Annotated in this window: 16 protein-coding genes; all 16 read left to right on the top strand. The window is 34.7% G+C overall.

What is annotated here, in order from left to right; genetic code table 11:
* Positions 1–159: 159 nt before the first annotated feature.
* Entirely contained in the window at positions 160–585 is a 426-nt protein-coding gene (locus ACSVH5_RS07280) for a CBS domain-containing protein (RefSeq protein WP_438060783.1), read from the top strand.
* A gap of 142 nt (positions 586–727) precedes the next feature.
* Positions 728–3,013 (top strand): NADP-dependent malic enzyme, encoded by a 2,286-nt coding sequence (locus tag ACSVH5_RS07275; protein WP_438060782.1) that lies wholly within the window; start codon positions 728–730, stop codon positions 3,011–3,013.
* 87 nt (positions 3,014–3,100) lie between these two features.
* Positions 3,101–3,682 (top strand): Holliday junction branch migration protein RuvA, encoded by a 582-nt coding sequence (gene ruvA / locus ACSVH5_RS07270; RefSeq protein ID WP_438060781.1) that lies wholly within the window; start codon positions 3,101–3,103, stop codon positions 3,680–3,682.
* A gap of 24 nt (positions 3,683–3,706) precedes the next feature.
* Positions 3,707–10,846 carry a cell surface protein SprA gene (gene sprA / locus ACSVH5_RS07265; RefSeq protein ID WP_438060780.1) on the top strand — a complete coding sequence of 2,380 codons (7,140 nt, stop codon included), beginning with the start codon at positions 3,707–3,709 and terminating at the stop codon, positions 10,844–10,846.
* Between the two features lie 81 nt (positions 10,847–10,927).
* Positions 10,928–11,308, top strand: a complete 381-nt coding sequence (gene gcvH / locus ACSVH5_RS07260; RefSeq protein WP_159690201.1) for a glycine cleavage system protein GcvH — start codon at positions 10,928–10,930, stop codon at positions 11,306–11,308.
* Positions 11,301–11,675, top strand: coding sequence for a VanZ family protein (locus tag ACSVH5_RS07255; protein ID WP_438060779.1), 375 nt, complete (start codon positions 11,301–11,303; stop codon positions 11,673–11,675). The genes gcvH and ACSVH5_RS07255 overlap by 8 nt, the downstream gene beginning before the upstream one ends.
* Positions 11,676–11,865: 190 nt before the next feature.
* The gene (gene deoC, locus ACSVH5_RS07250; protein ID WP_438060778.1) at positions 11,866–12,609 is read left to right on the top strand and encodes a deoxyribose-phosphate aldolase; all 744 of its coding nucleotides are present in this window, start codon (positions 11,866–11,868) and stop codon (positions 12,607–12,609) included.
* A 16-nt stretch (positions 12,610–12,625) separates the two neighbouring features.
* Complete coding sequence (locus ACSVH5_RS07245; protein ID WP_438060777.1) at positions 12,626–14,731, top strand: gliding motility protein RemB; 2,106 nt, start codon at positions 12,626–12,628, stop codon at positions 14,729–14,731.
* Between the two features lie 83 nt (positions 14,732–14,814).
* Positions 14,815–15,735, top strand: a complete 921-nt coding sequence (gene cyoE / locus ACSVH5_RS07240; RefSeq protein WP_438060894.1) for a heme o synthase — start codon at positions 14,815–14,817, stop codon at positions 15,733–15,735.
* A gap of 1 nt (position 15,736) precedes the next feature.
* Entirely contained in the window at positions 15,737–16,324 is a 588-nt protein-coding gene (locus tag ACSVH5_RS07235; RefSeq protein ID WP_438060776.1) for a cytochrome c oxidase subunit 3, read from the top strand.
* A gap of 43 nt (positions 16,325–16,367) precedes the next feature.
* Complete coding sequence (locus ACSVH5_RS07230; protein WP_438060775.1) at positions 16,368–17,345, top strand: cytochrome c oxidase subunit 3; 978 nt, start codon at positions 16,368–16,370, stop codon at positions 17,343–17,345.
* A gap of 20 nt (positions 17,346–17,365) precedes the next feature.
* Complete coding sequence (locus tag ACSVH5_RS07225) at positions 17,366–17,716, top strand: cytochrome C oxidase subunit IV family protein (protein WP_438060774.1); 351 nt, start codon at positions 17,366–17,368, stop codon at positions 17,714–17,716.
* Between the two features lie 76 nt (positions 17,717–17,792).
* Positions 17,793–18,434, top strand: coding sequence for a hypothetical protein (locus ACSVH5_RS07220; RefSeq protein WP_438060773.1), 642 nt, complete (start codon positions 17,793–17,795; stop codon positions 18,432–18,434).
* A 1-nt stretch (position 18,435) separates the two neighbouring features.
* Entirely contained in the window at positions 18,436–19,122 is a 687-nt protein-coding gene (locus tag ACSVH5_RS07215) for an SCO family protein (RefSeq protein ID WP_438060772.1), read from the top strand.
* Between the two features lies 1 nt (position 19,123).
* Positions 19,124–19,666, top strand: a complete 543-nt coding sequence (locus ACSVH5_RS07210) for a DUF420 domain-containing protein (RefSeq protein WP_438060771.1) — start codon at positions 19,124–19,126, stop codon at positions 19,664–19,666.
* Positions 19,656–19,916, top strand: a complete 261-nt coding sequence (locus ACSVH5_RS07205; RefSeq protein ID WP_438060770.1) for a hypothetical protein — start codon at positions 19,656–19,658, stop codon at positions 19,914–19,916. The genes ACSVH5_RS07210 and ACSVH5_RS07205 overlap by 11 nt, the downstream gene beginning before the upstream one ends.
* The last annotated feature ends 8 nt before the right edge of the window (positions 19,917–19,924 follow it).

Raw genomic sequence — 19,924 nt, 5'->3', positions numbered from 1 at the left:
TTAATAATACAATGAAAAGATTAATAGAGAGTAGTATTTTAAAGTATAGTATTTTTCTTGTCTAAATCTATTTTAAATTAATATTTTCACTTTAATATATAATTTATGTTTTTGGAGTGTTTATTTTTTTAACTTTATGCTGATTAAAATTTTAAGTATATGACAGTCAATCAAATATTAAGTAATAAAGGAAAGATAGTTTATTCTATTCCTTCTACCAATACTGTTTACGAAGCGTTAACGGTAATGAGTGATAAGAACATTGGAGCTATTTTAATCATTGAAGATGGAGTTTTAAAAGGAATTCTTTCGGAAAGAGATTATGCGAGAAAAATTGTTTTGAAAGCAAAATCATCCAAAAAAGCTTTAGTTAGCGAGATTATGGAAACTGAAGTGTACACAGTGAAACCCTCAGATAAATTAGAATATTGTATGGAGTTGATGAATGCTAAGAGAGTACGTCATTTACCAGTTATTGAAAATGGCGATGTAATTGGAATAATTTCAATCAGTGATGTAGTAAAAGCAACCATAGAAATGCAAAAAGACATTATAGCACAATTAAATTCATATATTACACAATAGAAAAAAATAAATTATGACTTTTTAAAGGCTGTTTTTACAGCCTTTTTTGTTGAATAACAAAGTTTAGTACATTAATTAAATTCTTGAAGACAGTTTTATGATTTGTACTTTATCTTTGTAATCCATATAAAATCTAAAAAAAATGGAAAATAACAATAAAAGAAAGGAAGCTTTATTATACCACGCAAAGCCAACTCCTGGAAAAATTCAAGTAGTTCCAACAAAAAAATATGCCACACAAAGAGATTTGTCATTGGCCTATTCACCTGGTGTTGCTGAACCTTGTTTAGAAATCGCAAAAGATGTAGATAACGTTTATAAATACACTGCAAAAGGAAACTTAGTTGCCGTAATTACCAATGGAACTGCGGTTTTGGGACTTGGTGACATCGGTCCAGAAGCTTCCAAACCAGTAATGGAAGGAAAGGGACTTTTGTTCAAAATATTTTCGGATATCGATGTGTTTGATATCGAAATTGGGACTAAAAATGTAGACGAATTTATAGATACAGTAAAAAATATCGCTCCTACTTTTGGAGGAATAAATCTCGAAGATATCAAAGCGCCTGAGTCTTTCGAAATCGAAAGGCGATTGGTAGAAGAATTGAATATTCCGGTAATGCATGATGACCAACATGGAACAGCCATTATTTCTTCGGCAGCCTTACTTAATGCCTTAGAATTAGCTGGCAAAAAAGCTGAAGATATTAAAATGGTCGTTTCTGGAGCGGGTTCTGCTGCTATTGCTTGTACAGATTTGTACGTGCTTTTAGGAATACAACCACAGAATGTATACATGTTTAATAGCAAAGGCTTGTTGACAAAAGACAATCCTTCTATCTCCGAATTACAACGCAAATACGCAAGAGATTGCGAGTCAATAAGCTTGGCAGAAGCGATGAAAGGTTGTGATTTGTTCTTAGGATTATCTACAGCCGATGTTTTGACCCCCGAAATGCTTTTGAGCATGTCCGAAAATCCAATTGTTTTTGCCATGGCCAACCCAAATCCTGAGATTGAATACAATTTAGCCATAGCTACTCGAGAAGACATCATTATGGCAACGGGACGTTCGGATTATCCAAATCAAGTAAATAATGTGTTGGGATTTCCTTATATTTTTAGAGGTGCTTTAGATGTTCGTGCTACTAAAATCAATGAAGCCATGAAAATGGCTGCCGTTCGAGCGTTGGCCTCTTTGGCCAAAGAATCGGTGCCTGAACAAGTGAACGTAGCCTATGGCGCCACAAAATTGACTTTTGGACGCGAATACATTATTCCAAAACCATTCGATCCAAGACTGATTGCAGTTGTAGCTCCAGCTGTTGCTAAAGCGGCTATGGATTCTGGTGTAGCACAAAATCCCATTACTGATTGGGAAAAATATAAAGTCGATTTATTGGATCGTTTAGGGCATGATAACAAATTGGTTCGAATGATTACTACTAGGGCCAAATCAAATCCTAAATCTATAGTTTTTGCCGAAGCAGACCATCTGGATGTGCTCAAAGCAGCTCAAATTGTTCACGATGAAGGCATTGGATTTCCTGTTTTGTTGGGTAACAAAGAAATTATCTTAGAATTGAAAGCGGAAATTGGTTTTGATGCTGATGTTCCCATCATTGATCCCAAGGAAAAAGAAGAAGAAGAAAGAAGAGATCGTTTTGCAACGGCCTATTGGGAAACCAGAAAAAGAAGGGGAATTTCGTTTTTGGATGCTCAAAAGTTGATGCGCGAACGAAATTATTTTGCCGCAATGATGGTAAATGTTGGTGAAGCCGATGCATTGGTAAGTGGCCATTCAAGAAGTTATCCCTCTGTAGTAAAACCCATGTTGCAATTGGTGGATAAAGCGCCAGGAGCTTCAATAGTAGCTACTGCAAACATTATGATGACCAAACGTGGTCCCATGTTTTTCTCTGATACTGCAATCAATATAAATCCTTCGGCAGATGATTTGGCTAAAATTGCATTGATGACCGCTAAAACAGCAAGAATGTTTGGGGTAGAACCAGTAATTGCAATGGTTTCGTATTCTAATTTTGGTTCTTCAACCAGTTCAAGTGCAGGGAAAGTTCGTGAGGCAGTGGCCTATTTGCATGAAAATTATCCAGATTTATGTATTGATGGAGAAATTCAAGCAGATTTTGCCTTGAATCCAGATATGCTTAAAGCTAAATTCCCTTTTTCTAAACTAGCGGATAAAAAAGTCAACACCTTGGTGTTTCCCAATTTAGAATCGGCCAATATTACTTCTAAACTCTTGAAAGAATTGGATAAAGTGGAATCTATAGGTCCAATTATGTTGGGTATGGGTAAACCGGTTCATATATTTCAATTAGGTGCAAGTGTAGAAGAAATGGTAAATATGGCCGCCATAGCCATCATAGATGCTCAAGAAAAAGAAAAGAAAAAAGCAGCTAATTAAACCAATTGAAATTACTTATAGTCCAGCAGATGATTTTCAACCAAATGCTGGACTTTTTTGTTATATTTGGTTCATTAAAAAAAATAAATGATTGCACATTTACAAGGAAAATTAGTAGAAAAATCCCCCACCCATATCGTTATAGATTGTGGTGGTGTGGGGTATCATATCAATATCTCGTTACACACTTATTCTTTATTGCCCAATACGGATTTTGTAAAAGTATTTACTCATCTTCAAATCAAGGAAGATGCTCATACTTTGTATGGTTTTATAGAAAAATCCGAAAGAGAAATTTTTCGGTTACTATTATCTGTTTCAGGAATTGGAGCTGGAATTGCTAGAACAATGCTTTCCTCTTTGGATCCCAAACAAATTACCAATGCTATTGCTTCAGGAGATGTGGTTACTATTCAATCTATAAAAGGGATTGGAAACAAAACGGCGCAGCGTGTTATTTTGGATTTGAAAGATAAAATAATAAAATTATACGATTTAGACGAACTTTCCGTATCACAAAGCAATACAAACAAAGATGAAGCGTTATCTGCACTAGAGGTTTTAGGTTTTGTTCGAAAGACTTGCGAGAAAGTTATCGAAAAAATTGTCTTAGCCGAACCTGAAGCTACTGTTGAAACAATTATTAAGAAAGCCTTAAAAAGTTTGTAAATAGAACCAAGAGAGTCCCATTGCATGCATAAAATTTGTATTTTTTTACTTGTGGTATGTGCCAGTTTTGTATCGTATGGTCAAGCAAGCCCATCAGTACAAGACACGGTAAAAAAAGGATATACGGTAGGGAAACTTCAAATTAAAGACCCGAAAAGTATCTTAGCTGCCTACACTTACGATCCAATAACAGATCGCTATGTGTATACAAATTCTATTGACGGAATCACCATCAATTTCCCTATAATTCTTACTCCTGCAGAGTACGAAAAGTTAGTGCTACAAGAATCAAGACGCAATTACTTCAAGAAAAAATCCGATGCCATTGATGGAAAAAAACAAGGATCAGAAGCCGCTAAAAAAGATTTATTGCCTCGTTATTATATTAAATCTAGTTTTTTTGAATCGGTTTTTGGTAGTAATACCATTGATGTAAAACCAACAGGTTCAGTAGAAATGGATCTAGGGGTACGCTATACCAAACAAGATAATCCTTCTTTCTCGCCTAGAAATAGGGCTAATACCTCTTTCGATTTTGATCAGCGCATCAGTATGAGCTTGATGGGGAAAGTGGGAACACGATTGGGCGTTAATGCCAATTATGATACGCAATCTACTTTTGCATTTCAAAACTTGATCAAGTTAGAGTATACTCCTTCAGAAGATGATATTATACAGAAAATTGAAGTAGGAAACGTCAGCTTGCCTCTCAACAGCTCTTTAATTCGTGGGGCGCAGAGTTTGTTTGGTGTAAAAACACAATTGCAATTTGGAAAAACTACCCTTACAGGTGTTTTTTCAGAGCAAAAATCACAAACCAGAAGTTTGGTTGCCGAGGGTGGAGGTACTGTTCAGAATTATGAACTTTTTGCTTTGGATTATGACAATGATCGTCATTTTTTCTTGTCTCAATATTTTAGAAGTCGATACGACAAAGCTCTTGAGGGCTACCCTTTTATTGATAGTAGAGTACAAATTACCCGTATTGAAGTATGGGTTACCAATAAACAAAATCGAGTAAATGCAACTTCCAATAATTTAAGAAATATTATTGCGCTTCAGGATTTAGGAGAAGCTCAATTAACGGATTTAACCGATAATGAAGTGGTTGTTTTGAATCCATCAACAGGCATTTTTAACAACCCAGCGAATTCACCTTCAGATAATTCGAATAATGATTATGATCCTGCTCAGATTGCTACTGGAACAGGATTGTTGAATTCAAATATTAGAGAAATAGCCACCTCAAGTTCTGGTTTTAATACCACCGTCACCGAGGGAAGGGATTATTCTAAGTTAGAAAATGCAAGAAAACTTACAGCAAATGAATATACTTTTAATTCCAAACTAGGGTTCATTTCATTACAGCAGCGTTTGAGTAATGATGAGGTTTTGGCTGTAGCCTATCAATATACCATTGGAGATCAAGTATATCAGGTGGGTGAATTTGGAAATGATGGGGTAGATGCCACCAATGTTGTGGGGGGGAATAATAATGCTCCTCAAGCAATTATTACTCAAAGTTTGATTTTGAAAATGCTCAAAAGCAACTTGACCAATGTGAAAGATCCAATCTGGAACTTGATGATGAAAAACATTTATCAAGTACCCGGGGGGTATCAATTGAAGCAAGAAGATTTTCGAATGAATATCTTGTATGCTGATCCTTCGCCTATTAATTATATTACTGAGGTTGCAGGAACTCCTTTTCCCTCTAATCCAACTCCAGAGAATAAAGTCGCCGAAACTCCTCTATTGAAAGTATTCAATTTAGATCGCTTAAATTTTAATAATGATCCACAAACAGGTGGAGATGGTTTTTTTGATTTTATTCCAGGAACAACCATCGACGCTCAAAATGGTAGAATCATGTTTACTACCAAAGAACCGTTTGGAGAATTGATATTCTCTAAGTTGAAGACACCAAATTCGTTAGAGAATTATGCAGATATTGATACTTATAACCCCAATCAAAAGAAATATGTTTTTAGAAGCATGTATCGCAACACTCAAGCGGGAGCATTACAAGATATTGATAAAAATAAGTATTTGATTAGAGGTAAATATAAATCATCTGCCGGTGATGGAATTCCAATTGGTGCGCTCAATGTGCCGCAAGGATCAGTAGTGGTGACTGCTGCAGGAAGACGCTTGGTAGAAGGTGTAGATTATAGCGTGAATTACCAATTAGGGAGAGTGCAAATTTTGGATCCATCTTTACTAGCTTCGAATACTCCAGTTGAAGTTTCATTAGAAAATAATTCCATTTTTGGGCAACAAACCAGAAGATTTATTGGAGTAAATGTAGAACATAAAATTTCAGATAAGTTTGTACTTGGAGGAACCTATTTGAAAATGTCCGAAAGGCCATTTACTCAAAAATCCAATTACGGCCAAGAATCTGTAAATAACACCATTTTTGGGTTCAATGGAAATTTTGCTTCCGAAGTCCCCTTTTTTACCAGATTAGTCAATAAATTACCCAATATTGATACGGATGTACCCTCTAATTTATCGGTTAGAGCTGAGGTTGCCTTCTTGAAACCTGATACCCCAAAAGCCGATCGTTTTGATGGCGAATCCACCATTTATGTAGATGATTTTGAAGGCTCTCAATCTACTATCGATTTGCGCTCTCCTTTTGCTTGGAGTTTGTCGTCAACACCAGTAAACGATTCCGAAAGTCTCTACAATTTTAACGAAAGTTCCAACGATTTGAGTTATGGTTTCAAAAGAGCCAAATTGGCTTGGTATACCATTGATCCCTTATTTTATACTCAAAAACCAACAGGAATTTCAAATGATGATATTTCTTTAAATGCAACTCGTCGAATTTTTAGCGAAGAATTGTATCCCAATACGGATATTGCACAGGGTCAAACTCAAGTAGTAAATACGCTCGATTTGAGTTATTATCCTCAAGAAAGAGGACCTTACAACAATTCGACAACCTTTGCCAATACACCAAAAGATAATTTTGGCGGAATTATGCGTGCGATCAATACCACCAATTTTGAACAAGGCAACGTAGAATATATTCAATTTTGGGTATTAGATCCTTATGTAGGAAAGGGAAATATTGCTCCTACAAATTCAGGTAAGGTCTATTTTAATTTAGGTGAAATATCGGAAGATGTTTTAAAAGATGGTAGGAAACAATATGAAAATGGTTTAGGTCCAGATCAATTAGTTGTAAACCCAAGACCTATTTGGGGAGATGTTCCAGCCTCCCAATCCTTGATTTATGCTTTTGATGGAAATGCTTCCAATAGAACCAATCAAGACATAGGTCTAGATGGAATGAAAAACGATCAAGAAGCTACAGTATATGCTAATTATGCTTCTGAAAAAGACCCTGCTGGGGATGATTACACCTATTTTGAGAATACTACGGGAGGTGTTTTAGATCGTTATAAAAACTACAACGGAACGGATGGAAACTCAGCAGTCAATATTTCGGATGCCAACAGAGGTTCGACTACTTTTCCTGATGTAGAAGATATCAACCGCGATAATACTATGAATACGATCAATGCTTATTATGAATACAGTATTGATATGAAGCCCAATATGAATGTGGGAGAAAATTATATTACTGATATTAGAAATACACAGGTAACATTGCCTGATGGTTCGGCTACAGAAGCTCGATGGATTCAGTTTAAAATTCCAGTATCACAACCTCAAAATACTATTGGTGGTATATCTGATTTTCGTTCTATCCGATTCATGAGAATGTTTATGACCAATTTTGAGTCGCCCATTACACTTCGTTTTGGAGCCTTAGATTTGGTACGAGGCGAGTGGAGAAGGTATACCAATTCGTTGGATTTTAATGACACCAACATTGCTGATGACAATACAACATTAGATGTTTTGGCAATTAATATTCAAGAAAACAATGAGCGTTGTCCTATTAATTATGTAACACCTCCAGGAGTTATAAGAGAGCAATTGTATAATAACAATACCGTAATTAATCAAAATGAGCAATCTTTGGCATTGCGTGTTTCAGGAGACGGCCTAGAACCCAATGATTCAAGAGCAGTTTTTAAAAACGTGAGTATTGATATGCGTCAGTATAACAAACTGAAAATGTTTCTTCATGCGGAATCCTTGCCTAATGAAGTTGCTTTGAGAGACAACCAAATGGTAGGTTTTATTCGTTTTGGAAATGATTTCACCGAAAATTTTTATCAAATAGAAATCCCTTTACAAGTAACCGCTCCCTCCTCCGATTGCAAGGCAGATGCTTCATCTGTTTGGCCTGAAGCCAATGAAATGGATTTAAAATTGGATTTGTTGACCAAATTGAAAATTCTAGCCATGAGTATAGATCCTTCCACACTTCCTGCAGATGGTGTCTTTTATAAATTTGAAGACGAATTGGATAATTCATTGTCTGGTAAAACCAATAGATTACGAATAGGAATCAAAGGGAATCCTAATTTTGGATTAGTAAGAACTTTGATGGTTGGGGTAAAAAGTGATGAGTTAAGACAACCAATTCTTGGAGAAGTGTGGTTCAATGAACTCCGTTTGGCTGATATGGACAACCAAGGGGGAATGGCTGCTTTGTTAAATATTGATACCAATATGGCAGATTTTGCTACACTTTCGCTAACAGGAAGAAAAACAACCATTGGTTTTGGGGCATTAGAACAAAGTCCGAACGAAAGAAGTAGAGAAGATATACAACAATATGGCGTAGTGACCAATTTGAATTTAGGACAATTATTGCCAAAAAAATGGGGAATCAACTTGCCTTTTAATTACGGAATTGGAGAAGAAGTGATTACTCCAGAATATGACCCTTTTAATCAAGATATTAAATTAAAACAATTAATTAGAGAAACCTCGGATAAAGAAACAAGAGATAACCTCGAAAGTCGCGCAATTGATTATACGAAACGAACCAGTATTAATTTTATTGGTGTTAGAAAGGAAAGAAGTCCAGAGCAAAAACCTAATGTGTATGATCCTGAGAATTTTACTTTTTCACAATCTTATAATGAAGTAGAACGCCATGATTACGAAATCGAAAGTTATACCGATCAACTGAGTAACACTACAGTAAATTATGCCTATAGTTTTAAAAGCAACCCTTATGAGCCATTTAAGAAAAAAACATTTGTAAAGAAAAGCGAGTATTGGAAGTGGTTGCAAGATTTTAATTTCAATTTTCTACCTACCAATATTACCTTTAACAGTAGTGTAATCAGACAATACAATCGCCAACAATTTCGCCAAGTAGATGTAGTTGGAATTGGTCTAGAACCTTTATACAGAAGAAATTTTAATTTTAATTATCAATACGGTTTCAATTATAATTTAACCAAATCGTTACGAGTAAATTACACAGCCTCTTCTAATAACATTGTAAAAAATTATTTGAATGCTGATAATACACCTATTGATTCGTTTACTATATGGGACAGTTATTTTGACATAGGCGATCCTAATCAGCACATGCAACAACTTATTGTGAATTATGATATTCCGCTAAATAAAATACCAGTATTTGGTTTTGTAAAAGCCAATTTCACCTATCAAGGCGATTACAGTTGGCAACGAGCTTCTAATGCTTTTGATAACGTTACAATTGGTGGTGTAGACTATAATTTAGGAAATACAATTCAAAACGCGAGTTCGAAAATATTGAATGCTTCTTTTGCTATGGAAACTTTCTATAAATACATTGGATTGTCCAAAAAATCACCAGCTACGAGTGCTGCTCAACCAAAAGCTGTAGCCCCAAAACCAGGCGAAAAAGTTGTCAATACAGCCGTTAAGCCATTACAGCAAAGAAGTCCGTTTATGGACGGATTGATTGGGGTAGTGACAAGTGTGAAAAATGTTCAAGTCAATTATACTCACAATAGCGGAACTGTATTGCCAGGTTTTACTCCTAGTGTTGGTTTCTTGGGCTCTTCTCGTCCTTCAGTTGGGTTCATATTTGGAAGTCAAGATGATATTCGATATGAATCGGCCAAAAGAGGTTGGTTGACCACCTATCAAGACTTTAATCAAAATTATACACAAGTAACTAATAAAATACTAAAAGCTACTGCTAATGTTGATTTGTTTCCCGATTTCAAAATAGACTTAACTGCAGACCGAGCGTATTCTGAGAATTCATCAGAACAGTATAGTGTAATAGCTGGAGAGTATACTCCCTTGTCTCCTTATAGTTATGGAATGTTTTCTATATCTACAGTTTTGGTAAAAACAGCATTTTCAAGGAGTGATGAGAGTGGTTCTGCCGCTTTTGATGATTTCAGAGCCAATCGAATTATTGTAGCCAATCGATTAGCGAAACAAAAAGGTATAGATCTTACTAATCCTGGAAATATTGATGCAGATGGTTTTCCAATTGGGTATGGTAAAAATAACCAAGCGGTTTTGTTACCTGCATTTTTAGCCGCATATACTGGAGGTAATGCCAATGATGTATCGACTGGAATTTTTAGAAGTTTCCCTATACCAAACTGGTCTATCAAATACAATGGTTTCATGAGGTACACTTTTTTTAAGAATAATTTTAAAAGAGTTTCACTATTGCACAACTACCGAGCCTCGTATTCGATCAATGATTATCGTTCTAATTTTGAATACACCAAAACTCCAAATGGAGTAGATGCTAATGGTAATTTTTATAATCCTACCGTAATATCCAACGTGAACTTAGTAGAACAATTCAGTCCGCTTATGCGTTTGGATTTTGAATTGAAAAATTCTTTTAAAGTGTTAACCGAAATCAAAAAAGACCGAGCTTTATCAATGAGTTTTGATAATAATCTTTTGACTGAGGTAAAAGGTGTAGAATATATTGTAGGCTTAGGATATCGTTTCAAGGATGTAATTTTTTCATCTCGTTTGGCCGATAATCCAACAGGTATCATCAAAAGTGATATCAATGTAAAAGCAGATTTGTCTTATCGAAACAATCAAACTATTGTTCGTTATTTGGATTATGATAACAATCAATTGGCTGCGGGACAAAACATTTGGCAACTGCGTGTAGCTGCCGATTATGCTTTTAGTAAAAACCTAACGGCTATTTTCTATTACGATCATTCATTCTCCAAAGCAGTAATTTCAACTACTTTCCCGCTTACTAATATTCGCTCAGGATTTACGCTTCGATACAATTTTGGTAATTAATTTGTATTTATTCTATGTAAAAATTCAATACAAGATAGTTATCTTTGCGCTTCATTATTAATAACACAACATTTATATATTATGAGCGTACCATCAAATTTAAAGTACACAAAAGATCACGAGTGGGTTAGTATCGAAGGAGATATTGCAACAGTAGGAATTACTCATTTTGCTCAAAAAGAGTTAGGAGATATTGTATATGTAGAAGTAGAAACCTTAGACCAAACTTTGGATAAAGACGAAGTTTTTGGAACTGTGGAAGCTGTGAAAACCGTATCTGATTTATTTTTACCACTTTCTGGCGAAATCATTGCATTTAATGACGATTTAGAAAGCGCTCCAGAAACTGTAAATTCGGATCCTTATGGTGCTGGTTGGATGATTAAAGTAAAGATTGCAAATCCAGCTGAAATTGAAGAATTGCTTTCTGATGCTTCTTATAAAGAATTAATTGGTGCATAAACATTTTTTTTTCTATGTTGCCCTGTCTTGGACCCTATTGATGCTTTATGTTTGTTTAATCAATTCATCAGAGGTGCCTACTATCAACATTATTGGAATTGATAAAATAGTGCACATTATATTGCATTTGCTTTTTACTTTTTTTTGGGGCATTACCTTGGTCAAAAGTGGCAAATGGAGTAGTTTTTCAAAAGTGATGTTTGTTTCATTTTTACTTTCTTTTGTATTTGGGTTGTTGATTGAATTCCTTCAAGGAAATTTCACCACTAGCAGAAGTGCTGATCTTACCGATGTTTTGGCCAATAACTTTGGAGCGCTTTTTGCCATCGCTCTTTTGTGTCGATATAAAGAAAAATTAGCAACTTAATAAAATACTTTAAAATCCCATTTCGATGGGATTTTTTTTGGAAATAAAGCAACTTTATTTTTCAAAGTTTCTTTTTTTAAATCTCATTTTTTGTTTGTCAGAATAGAGAAAATGAGGACTTGACGCCGTTGTATTCAATTAAAAATGTATTTTTGTACGACTTATTTATCAATTCCAATTCCTTGTAAAAATGGATATTAGAGCCTACCTTGATTCAACCTATTTAAAGACCAACGAACAAGCTAATTTAGTTGAAGCTGATAATGTATTGGTAGTAAAAACCTTTATTGAAGAGGCTATTCGAGAGCATTTCAAACTTATTATGATTCGACCGGATCGGGTAGCTTTGGCCAAAAAAATGATTCAGGAAGCGCATTCCAATGTATTGGTTGGGACAGTGATTGATTTTCCAAAAGGGCAATCTGATTTAGCCAGCAAACTAGCCGAAGCACAACAAGCTATTGCAGACGGAGCTGACGATTTGGATTTTGTTTGTAATTATGAAGCTTTTAAAAAAGGGGATATTGGGTTAGTGAAAGAGGAGATTTTGAAAGGAACACAATTGGGATTGGCTCATAAAAAAGTAGTAAAATGGATTATTGAAGTAGCGGCTTTGAATAATGGTCAAATAATGCAGCTTTCTGCTTTAATCAAAAATGTGATCATGCAAAATTTTAAAGAAGAGCAATACGCTTCAGTTTTTGTAAAATCCTCAACTGGGTTTTATGTCACACCTAACAATGAGCCTAACGGCGCTACTCTTGAATCCATTAAGATAATGCTTGAGAATGCCTCTCCTCTGCCTGTAAAAGCTGCGGGAGGTGTTCGTAATTATGAAGATGCTGTTGCAATGATTCAGCTAGGTGTACAACGCATTGGAACTTCAGGAGCAAAAGCCATTGTGGATGGTGCCCATACTCAAAATGGATATTAATTTCTAATAGAAAACTATGTACAAACTTTACAGTGCACTATTCTTTTTTCTTGGATTACACTGGTGTTATAGTCAAAACCTAACTGTTTCGGCTTTCAATGAAGTAGAACAATTTCCTGTTTTTACCTCGTGTCAAAACCTTCAACCAAAAGAAGTAGAAAAATGTTTTTACGATCAAGTGCAAGATTTTGTGTTTGCAAATTTCAAAGTCCCACAAAACGATGTTTTCAAAGGAAATATAAAAGTGCTTTTTGAAGTTACTACAGAGGGACAATTTAAAGTTTTGTATGTTGATGCTGTGTCAGAATCCTATAGTAATGAGGCGAAAAGAGTTTTTGCTAGCATGCCCAAAGTGAGTCCTGCGACATACAATGGGAAGCCAACGTATTCTAAATTTACAATTTCGATTGCTATTCCTTTAAAATCAAAAGAACAGTTGGAAGCAGAGGCACTTGCCAAAGCAGAAATTCTTAATGTTAAAAGTCCCAAGCTAACAGAATTAGATAGTATTGTTTATAAAAAATACCGTAATCCTGAGTATGATAGTCATTTAAATATCCCTTTTTCGCACAGTCTTTATGCGCAATTTGAGGCCAAAATGAACCAAGTAGGAAGTAATAATCATACCGCTTCTAAGCCTTATACGTATGCCGAAGTAGCCAAGTACTATGATTTGAAAGCGGCCAATGAACAGTTGAAAAAGAAAGCTTCTGGATGGTGGGCCAGAAAATTATGGAACGAAAACACTGTTGAGATCCAAGGAGAAGATTATTGGTTTACTTTAAATCCTATTTTTGATTTGCAATTAGGAAAAGCATCACAAACGGAGAATTCATATACTTATGTAAATACTCGTGCGCTAAATTTTAGAGGAGGATTAGGTAAACAATTAAATTTTACTACCACTGTTTTTGAAAGCCAAGGACGTTTTGCAGATTATTACAATCAATATGCAGAATCTATCAAGCCATCGGGAGGGAATCCAGCCATAATTCCTGGTATTGGCATCGCCAAGAGATTCAAAGACGATGCGTATGATTTTCCTTTGGCAGAAGCCAATATTACTTTTACTCCCAATAAATTTATTGATTTGCAGTTGGGCTATGGAAGAAATTTTATTGGAGATGGGTATCGTTCTTTGTTGGAAAGTGATGGTGCTAGTCCTTATCCTTATTTCAAAATCAACACTAATTTTTGGAAAATTAAATACACCAATACGTATATGTGGCTCAAAGATGTGCGTCCTGAAGTGACTGTAGATCGAACGTATGCTACCAAATTTATGGCCAATCATTACTTGAGCTGGAATGTTTCGAATCGTTTGAATTTAGGTTTTTTTGAGTCGGTAGTTTGGACAAAAGATAACAATCGTGGCTTTGATATGAGTTTTGTGAATCCAATTATTTTTTACCGTGCGGTAGAGTTTGGTTCTTCCTCTAGAAGTGGAAATGCTTTGTTGGGTCTTACATTTAAGTACAAATGGGATGCTTCAATTAATGCCTACGGACAATTTTTGCTAGATGAATTCTCATTAGGCGACGTAAAAGGTGGAGATAATAGTTGGAAAAACAAATTTGGATATCAAGTAGGGGTGAAGTATTACAATGCTTTCAAAGTAAAGAATCTTTTAATGCAGTTAGAATACAATCATGTACGTCCTTATGTGTATTCACATAGTAATCCTATTACAAATTACGCGCACAATAATCAGAGTTTGGGACATCAATGGGGAGGGAATTTTAGAGAGTTAATCGTGATTGCTCGCTATAACCAAGGCAGACTTTTTGCAGATGCTAAAGTTACTGTAGGAACACGTGGTCTAGATTTTAATACTTCCGAAGATAGCTTTAACTATGGGGGTAATATTTACAAAGACTACGATGAAAAACGTCCTTTTGATACAGGTGTAAAAGTGGGGCAAGGTAACAAAACCAAAGTGTTTATTGCAGACATTCAAACGGGTTATTTGGTCAATCCAGCTACCAATTTAAAGCTTTTTGCCAGTTATATTTATAGAAATTTTGATCCTTCAAAAAACACAATTACTACTTTTAATCAGAGTACGAATTGGTTCACTGTTGGGGTTCGATCGGATATTTTTAATTTCTATTTTGATTATTAAAAGGTCCATTTTTAATAGCAACTTTTTTTATGAGTTGTTTTTTGTCAAATCCCTTTTGATAACCTACTTTTGCAAAAGTTTTTATAAAAATAACACTAGTTTTATTCGTTTTGACAAATACAGTTTCCCTCAAATCTATTTATTTAGATTTTAAAGCCATCACTAAAGCGGGTCTTGCCATTAGTGTAGTTTTTTCTTCCATCGCAGGTTTTGTTTTAGGGATCGATCATTTCGAAACAAGCACTTGGTGGGTCGTACTCAAATTAGCCATTGGCGGGTATTGTATGGTTGGAGCTTCTAATGCATACAATCAAGTTATAGAAAAGGACTTAGATGCATTAATGGATCGAACTAAAAATCGTCCAGTGGCTTCGGGAAGAATGCAACCTCGAGTAGCTGTACTTGTAGCTACATTGTTAACTATTTCAGGATTGGTATTGTTGTATAGTATCAATCCAAAGTCAGCCATGTTTGGCGCAATTTCAATTTTTTTATATACAAGTGTTTATACACCTTTGAAAACAATGACCTCTTTGTCTGTTTTTGTGGGTGCCTTTCCAGGAGCAATACCGTTCATGTTGGGCTGGGTCGCAGCTACAGGAGAATTTGGCATTGAAGCAGGCACTTTGTTTTTGATTCAGTTTTTTTGGCAGTTTCCTCATTTTTGGGCTATAGGTTGGTTCTTGTATGAAGACTATGAAAAAGCCGGTTTTTTTATGTTGCCAACAGGTAAAAAAGATAATGGGACAGCTTTACAGATTATTTTATATACCGTTTGGTTAATTATTGCTTCGCTTTTACCTATGTTTGGCTATACAGGTTCACTTTTTTTAACACCTATTGCGGCTGTTTTAGTGTTTTTGTTAGGATTGTGGATGTTGTATTATGCGGTGAAAGTATACCAATTACGTACAGCCAAATCGGCAAGAACTTTGATGTTGGTAAGTGTTTCTTATATTACCTTGTTACAATTAATATATATAGTAGATAAATTTTTAAGATAGTATGGATATGACAATGACTAAAGATGAATACCAATCTAGGACCGCAAGATCCTATAAATTGATTTTGTTGTTTGCTATGGTGAGTATGACCATGATGTTTGCAGGATTAACTAGTGCTTTTGTAGTAAGTAAATCAAGAGTAGACTGGTTGAAAAATTTTGAATTGCCCACAGCTTTTTTTGTGAGTACTTTTGTAATAGTGGCTTGCAGTTTAACATTTCATTTGGCCAAAAAAGCCATACAAAAAGACCAACAAAAAACGACGATGCAGTGGTTGTTATTGACTTTGGTTTTAGGAATTTCATTTGTAGTGCTCCAATTTCAAGGGTTTGGTCAAATCGTTGCCAAAGGGTATTATTTTACAGGACCAGCTAGTTCTATTACTACAACATTCCTTTATATAGTAACCGTTATGCACTTGTTGCACTTGGCTGGTGGTTTAATTTCCTTACTGATTATTATTTATAATCATTATAAACAAAAATACAACGCTTCACAAACTCTTGGTATTGAACTAGGTGTGATGTATTGGCATTTTCTAGATTTATTATGGGTTTATTTATTTTTGTTTTTATATTTCTTTAAATAAGAAAAAAATGTAATTTTGGGAACTTTTTAACGAATTAATTTTTATGGGAGCGACAGTTACTACTGCAAACAACGACGGAAAGACTTGGAGTGGCGGAAATGAGCCAATGGGATCAAGTTATGGTAAATTAATGATGTGGTTTTTTATCGTATCTGATGCCTTGACTTTCTCAGGTTTTCTTGCTGCTTATGGATTTTCTAGATTTAAATTTATTGAAACTTGGCCTTTAGCCGATGAAGTGTTTACTCACTTTCCCTTTTTACACGGAGTATCAGCTCCTATGTATTATGTGGCTTTAATGACGTTTATTTTGATCTTTTCTTCTGTAACAATGGTTTTGGCCGTTGATGCTGGACATCAAATGAAGAAAGATAAAGTGGCAATTTACATGTTCTTGACGATCATTGGAGGTTTAATATTCGTGGGCTCTCAAGCATGGGAATGGAAAAACTTTATTAAAGGTGAATATGGAGCAGTAGAAACAACAGGCGGAAGTTTACTTCAGTTTGTTGATAAAGACGGAAAACGAGTAGCTTTAGCTGATTTTGCTAAAACATTACCTGAAGAACGTGAGCAATTGACTCGTAACAAAGCCAAATGGTTTATGAGTGAGCCAACCTTGCCAACTTATTCAGTTGCAGAAATTCAAGCAGGTTTCAAAGCAAACCCAGATTTATTGATTAGAACAGAAACTATCACTAAAGATAAAAAGAAATTAGTGCTTTCAAGAGCAGAGTCTGAAGCTAGATTAGCAGATGCAAAATTAGTTATTGAAGGTGCAAATTTGACGCATAACGAATACGGAAGTAAATTATTTGCTGACTTCTTCTTCTTTATTACTGGATTTCACGGATTTCACGTATTTTCTGGAGTTGTAATTAACATCATTATCTTTTTTAATGTATTGTTAGGAACTTATGAAAAACGAAGAAGCTACGAGATGGTAGAGAAAGTGGGATTGTATTGGCACTTTGTAGATTTAGTTTGGGTATTCGTATTTACCGTATTTTATCTTGTTTAATTTTAAAGAATCTTATTATTATGTCACACGAACACGTTTCTAACACAAAAAGAATTTGGTTTGTATTTGGTTTGCTATCTGTTGTTACAACAGTAGAGGTTATTTTGGGTATTCTTAAGCCAGAAGCGCTACATTTTACTAATTTTCTTGGAATGAATTTGCTAAATTGGATATTCTACATCTTGACAATTGTTAAAGCATATTATATTGTATGGGCTTTTATGCACATGGAAGGTGAGAAAAAATCCTTGCAAGCTGCTGTAGTTGCTCCACTACTATTTTTGATTTTATATTTACTTTTTATTCTATTAACTGAAGGTGATTATGTATTCGGGGTTTTTAAAAATTCTATCATTAAATGGAATTTTTAACTAAATATTAATTCAGAAAAGAGCTCCGAAATATCGGAGCTTTTTTTATTTTTACACTCTCAATACCACCCTTCTGATGAAAAAAAATATTGTTCTTTTTGTCTTGTTTATACTCCCAATAGTTGCTTATTTGTTTTTTGCCTCTGGAGTGAATAGTTTTACCAAATTGCCTACTATTACTCCAAAAGTTGCCGATTTCGGTAATTGGAAATCGTTACGTGGAGACGCTGTTCGTTTAGAGGGAAAGATAACTGTTCTTGGGTTTTCAGGAGCAAATTTGCTTGCCAACAGAGGGAATTTATTCAATTTGAATCAAAAAATTTATCAGCGTTATCATACCTTCAAAGACTTGCAGTTTGTTATGCTTTGTCCACTTGGAACCGAAAAAGACGCCCAAGCTGTTTTGGATGCCTTGAAAGCTTTTACCGATGTAAAGCAGTGGAATTTTGTTTTCGCAACTCCTGAAGAGATTACGAACTTTTACAAGCAAATGCAACTTAAGAGTCAATTGGATTCCAATTATGGTACTTCCAACGTTTTTATTTTTGATAAAGAACGCAATTTAAGAGGAAGAAAAGATAAAGATGAATATAAAGAAGGGTATAATACCTTTCATCCAGCAGAGTTGAGTAACGAAATGTTAGATGATTTTAAAATTCTTTTATACGAATACAAAGCGGCTTTGAAAAAAAATAATAACGCTACTAAACAATTGTAATATGTTTAAAAATAAATCTTATATCGGAATCTCATTTATTATTTTAATCTTTGGGATTTATGCGATTCCTAAAATTATCGATCGTGTGCAAGGTAATGCAATTGTTAAATCCGATAGATTAGATAAAGCTACTGGTTCTGGGATGGCAGCAGAAAGTTTGGAAGATATTGGCAAAGCACCATCTTTTGAATTGATTAATCAAGACAATACAACCATAAATAATGCATCTTATGAAGGCAAAGTATATGTTTTAGAATTTTTCTTCACTACTTGCCCTACTATTTGTCCAAAGATGAATTTGAGCATGTTGCAAATAGAGAAAACATTTTTTGGTAATCCAAATTTTGGTATTGTTTCTATTACTATAGATCCAAAAACAGATACTCCTGAAGTTTTAAAAGCACACGCCAAGTTATTAGGGGTTACCTCCTCCAATTGGAATTTTTTAACCGGAGACAAAACGGCGATTTTTGATTTGGCTAACAAAGGTTTTAATCTATATGCCGCTGCCAATAACAAAGTGAGTGGTGGTTTTGAGCACTCTGGTCTTTTTGCTTTAATAGATAAAAAAGGGCATATTCGTTGTAGAAATGATGAGTTTGGAAATCCTATTTTGTACTATGATGGATTGGATAAAAAAGGGGTTAAAGACATTCAAGAAGATATTAAATTACTTTTAAAAGAATAAAATGGAACAAAATTCAGTTGAGCAGAAATACAATAAATGGATTATACTATTATCTATTTTAATCCCTGTAGCGGTTGCTATATTGTTTAAGGTTAAATTAAAAGACTTTGGAATAGAAGTGGTTCCATTGCGATTTTTACCTCCAATCTATGCTACAATCAATGGGATAACAGCGGTTTTGCTAATTTGGGCAGTACTAGCCATTAAAAAAGGGAATAGAGTTTTGCATGAAAATTTAATGAAAACTGCAATAGGTTGTTCATTAGCTTTTTTGGTTATGTATATCGCGTATCATATGACAACAGATTCTACTAGTTATGGTGGTGAAGGAGTTTTACGCTATGTTTATTTCTTCATTCTTTTATCCCATATCCTTTTGTCTATAGCTGTAATTCCTTTGGTACTTATTACTTATGTTCGTGCACTCGCTGAAAGGTTTGATAAGCACAAGAAAATTGCCAAAATCACCTTCCCAATTTGGTTATATGTTGCTGTAACTGGAGTAATCGTTTATTTAATGATAGCACCGTATTATGCAAAATAAAGTTAGAAGTGAGAGGAGAGAAATAAGAAAGAGTGCATTACAATTCTTGTTTTTTGGAATTTGTTTTTTCCTTTTTGAATATTCATCTTATGCACAATGTGCTATGTGTAGAGCTGCATTAACAAGCGAAGGCAATGCTACTAAAGCTGCAGCAGTTAATGATGGAATTGTATATTTGATGGTGATTCCTTATTTACTTGTAGCTGGTATAGGCTATTACATTTATAGAATGAAAAAGAAAAAATCATAAAAATAGGC

Origin of the sequence: Flavobacterium sp. RSSA_27, from assembly GCF_051547125.1 — a bacterium.
Taxonomy (GTDB): Bacteria; Bacteroidota; Bacteroidia; order Flavobacteriales; family Flavobacteriaceae; genus Flavobacterium.
The sequence above is the reverse complement of the archived record's forward strand: the minus strand, read 5'-3'. Positions and strand labels throughout refer to the sequence as shown.